Raw genomic sequence first — 4635 nt, forward strand, 5'->3', positions numbered from 1 at the left:
TCTAACTGTCGCCAACGGGCATCAAAGAAATATTTATCAGCTTCGGGCAAACCACGAAGCGATTTATATTTATGCACCTGATCGCTATAATCGAACCCGGGACCATTAAATTTTATACTAAAATCGTAATCCAGCTCATTTGATGGCTCGGAATCATTATCCATATCAATCCCAAACTGAACTGTTGATATTTTGCCTGTATAAATAATCGATGCGTTTTCTGCATTTACAACATCACCTTTTGTATAAGCCTTTTTACCTTTTATTTTTTGAGGTTCATCAACATAACGAATTGCCATTTCTGTTTGCCCGTCATTATCTTCATCGAAGAATAAAAATGGATTCTCCCAATTATAACGCAAATCCGGAATATTAAATGTATTAGTATGAGCTTTTAAGAAAACACTCGACCCGTGATAATCCGTAAAAAACTGAGACCTTCCACCTCTGTCCCACGCTTCAAGTTTCAGAGTATTCCAATTTACATAATTAAAGATATTATCCTCATCAGTATCAATCAACCACATATAATGCGATTGCCAACGTCCTCTGTCGTCTAATGCCGAATTATCTACAACAGCCTGAATATCGGCCTTGCCATCACCATTCTCATCATTCCAATCGATCATTAAATCATTTCCATGTCCGTAGTCGCCATCCTTATTTCGGTCTACCATCAAACAATCACTATCCATATCACCTTCCATGTCGGTGATTTTCATGTCATCATCATCATCAATCCACTGCACCGGCACTCCGTCCATAATAGTATATCGCATCACATCTGGGTCGCCATCTTTATCTAAATCTATAAATGTAATTTCTCCATTTGCCATTGGCATACGATGCGGAGTTAACAATGTATTTGTCAACCAGAATTTTTCATTATCCTGTGCCATCGCATTCACCAGAGTTACCAGAGTAATTACAAAGCTTAATACTATATTTTTCATCTGTTAATAATTTGTTTGTTGGTATTAGATAGATATTAGGTAGATATTTATTGTTATTAGATGATATTTGCTAGTACTTATTGCTCTAGTAATATCCACTTAATTCCCTCTTGATTCAATATATACCTCACTTTTTCACTTTATCCAAACCATTATCTATCACCCACTTTCGTTCCAATGGCAACCACTTTTTATTCTCAACAGCCCCAGGTTGTTTAGCTACAGTAGTTCGGTATTTACGCCACATATTATCAACAAAAACATCAACATTTCTTGTCCAAAGCTCTTTTCTGTATTTTTCAGAAACTTTCAAGCCTGCTTCTATATATTTATCAGGTGTTTCGCTCATATACCTATCGGTGTAATCAAAAAATGCATCGTGATTCCACATTTGTTTTGCATTCATCAACAAAGCAGACAAAGCTTCGCCTCCCCAGGCTGTTCCATTACAACAAACCCTATAACCATGTGCAAGTGCTCCTTTGTTTTCTTTAGTCCATTCTGACGGATGCATCTCTTCGAAAAGAGGAGCCAAACCATGATGTTGTATCATTTGCCATAATGCAGTTTCGCCTGTCCAACCTTTACCGTAATAAGTTTGCTGATCTTCGTGAAAAGCAGATTCCGATGAAAAAGTTTGCATTTCTTTATCGTTTAGCATAATACCGGCAAACATAATTGGCCACTTTCTACCACTTGCAAGTCCTCCACCCCAATGCCATTTTGCACCGGTTTCGCGTATTCCTTGCAAATCTATTCCAAGTTGAATAAATCTGTATAATAACTCCTTTTTATCTTCTTTAGAATCGTTAAGCATCAATCGCATACTTACCAATGATACCATTCTAACATATTCTCTACCATAATCCGACATATTAGCAGTAGGAGCAGTAGAACGACTCATCCAACTGTCAACATGGTCTAGCCACGGGCGTTCAACATATCGCGAAACTTCTGCAATTGTAGGAGTAGCTTCAACCGGCTCTAAACTTGGTAGTTTATCCCAATTAATTTCGTTTACTGTATGAGTTTTCTTTGTACTACCTGCATACGATGGACGGAAAGAAAGCTCTTCAGGTGCTTTTTCTAAACATGTTAGAATTGCTGCTGTATTTAAAACCGATTTACTTATTTGATTGCCCATTGGCAACAATAATTCATTAGGCATTGAAGTATTACTAACCGTTGAAACCAAAGACTCATTAGCCTTTAAATTATATGGAAATTTAATAGATAGTGACTCATCATAAGTAGCACTGCCCGAATCGTAACCATGTTTTTTACTCCAAACAGGATTCACCATACTTCCATTACGCATACGTCTATCGTCTCTTACATCGGTATCGCCATATTGATTATGGTCATTCTTTACAAAAGTTATTCTAATATTTTCGTTTATAGAATCGGCTTGCTGTGGCCCCGGACTTACCGAAACAACTTTAACAGGTCCAACAACCCAATAATCTCCATTGGCAAATTTCCCAACAGGGTATTCTTTATCGAAAGTCCAGGTAATTCCAAACTGAGTTATTGATTTACTTTCATTAACATTATTTGATTTATCAGCATTATTACATGATGAAATTCCGAAAACTAATGCTAATAAAACTGCTATACTTAATTTTTTCATATTGAATAATATAAAACATTTAGTTCTACCAATATTTATGTGGAAATTCATTAAAGCAATATTTTACGCAAACTCAGGTCCACAAATAAAATATTGTTTTTCCAAATTACCCTGATATGGATTACTCTCTAAATACATCCTATCGAAAGGACGTTGAAGAGTAAATCCATTTTGGTCGAGCCAACTTTTTATATCTTTTTTATCTGATAACAAATCTACAACCACAGCTTTACCTTCTATCTTATTTACTGCACTTGCTATAAGTGTTTTTATATCTTCATCGTTCGATGCAAAAACAGGACCTATCTGAGTAAAACGCTCTCCTTTCCTACCTAAAGAGAAGGCTATAATTTTTCCTTCTTCCCTAATCAACCATGCCAGTTCGGGCGAATCATTAAACAAATACTTTAACAAGCCATAACGATTTGCGCCAAATACATGTTTATCCAATTCGGCAATTTCTTCCAAATCGTTTTCTGAAACAGCCTCAACTTTAACATTAGATTTTACATCTATTTTTGCTGCCGACGGATTAGTTATTCGTCCAATTTCGTACTCGTCTATGAAACCTATTTTTTTATAAACCGGGCGACCGGCAGGAGTTGCATCCAACTTTATTGATTCGCAACCCAAAGCTTTAAGCTCGTCTATAGCCTGTAACATTAACTGCTTGCTAATTCCGCGACCGCGATACTCTTTATATACGAGCATCATCCCTATCCAGGCAACTTTATTAGAATAGTTTATAGCTGTAACCGATCCTACTATTTTACCATCCAACTCAGCTACTAGATTTATACTGTCTTTATAACCTATCAACAAATCCCAATCATCGGAAGTTTGATTCCAATTTTCAGAATTCTTAAGAGCTAATAAATCGGGAATATCCGACTTTAGCATCTTTCTTATTTCTGCACTTTGTTTTGCTGTTTGCCCGCTCATAATTCTAGTTTTCTAACCACTTATCAAGATTTGCTTTTACAAAAGCATCATCGTTCAGTTCGGGGTATGCTGCATAAATTCTATCAATTTCATCAATTTGTCTCTGCATAAGTTTTTCACCTGCAAGAGTATCTATTCTACGCATTAATCCCTGACGGCGAAGCACTTCATGTAAACCAACAATTACACCGTAATAATCGTTTGCCGCATCAAAGAACGCTGCATTTGTATCGGTGATTTTTGCTGCTAAAGTCAGTATTTCATTTGCATTGGCAGAGTAATAATCGTTATGAACCATATCTAGCAATTCAACTGCTTTATTTGTCCATACTGCCCAATGCCCTAAAAGACCTCCTTTTATTTTTTTCTTATGCGAAACACCGTCGATAACAACCTCGAACTCAGTCATTAAATCGGCAAGAATATTATCGTCGTTACCTGTATAAAGAGTAATCTCGTCTGCTCTACCCGATTCTATAACTCCATGAACAACATCCTGAGTATAGTAACGGTTGAAAGGTGCCATTTTTATAGCTACAACATTTTCTATTTTAGCAAATTCTCTCCAGAAATTCTTATCGAGTTTACGGCCACCAACTGCAGGTTGTAAATAAAAACCAATCAATGGTATCTCTTCGGCTACAGTACGGCAATGCTCTAAAATTTCTTCGTTCGAAGCTTCTTTAAAAGCCGCTACACTAAGCAATGCAGCATGAAAGCCTTTACCTGCAAGAATCTTTGCTTCGTTTACTGCCTGTTCTGTTTTTCCGGCAATACCTCCAACACGCACAGGACTTTTACCTGTTTCATTCTCGAACTTATCGAACTCCTCACTTACAATATCCAAAACCTGCTCGAACAAGTAAGTTTCTTCATCACGAATTTCGAACTGTGTTGTGTGCACCGCAACAGCAATACCACCTGCACCTGAGTTCAGATAATAACGAGCTAATGCTCTTTGGTATTTTATATCAATTGAATTGTCTTCGTTTAGAGCTAAAGGATATGCAGGAATTACTACTCCCTTTCTTATAGACTCTAATACATTTGATGGTATATCTTTTATTTTCATTTTATATTTATTGTTATTGATGGTTATTTGTGGTTATT

General features: G+C 36.5%; 4 protein-coding genes. All 4 read right to left on the bottom strand.

The window, feature by feature from the left end:
- The coding region (locus tag ABFR62_13115; protein ID MEN8139361.1) for a hypothetical protein at positions 1–953 on the bottom strand (953 nt) is incomplete at its 3' end.
- Between the two features lie 127 nt (positions 954–1080).
- Entirely contained in the window at positions 1081–2583 is a 1503-nt protein-coding gene (locus ABFR62_13120) for a hypothetical protein (protein ID MEN8139362.1), read from the bottom strand.
- Between the two features lie 63 nt (positions 2584–2646).
- The gene (locus tag ABFR62_13125; protein MEN8139363.1) at positions 2647–3525 is read right to left on the bottom strand and encodes a GNAT family N-acetyltransferase; all 879 of its coding nucleotides are present in this window, start codon (positions 3523–3525) and stop codon (positions 2647–2649) included.
- 4 nt (positions 3526–3529) lie between these two features.
- Complete coding sequence (locus tag ABFR62_13130) at positions 3530–4597, bottom strand: dihydrodipicolinate synthase family protein (protein ID MEN8139364.1); 1068 nt, start codon at positions 4595–4597, stop codon at positions 3530–3532.
- Between the last annotated feature and the right edge of the window lie 38 nt (positions 4598–4635).

The organism is Bacteroidota bacterium (assembly GCA_039714315.1).
Lineage (GTDB): Bacteria > Bacteroidota > Bacteroidia > Flavobacteriales > JADGDT01 > JADGDT01.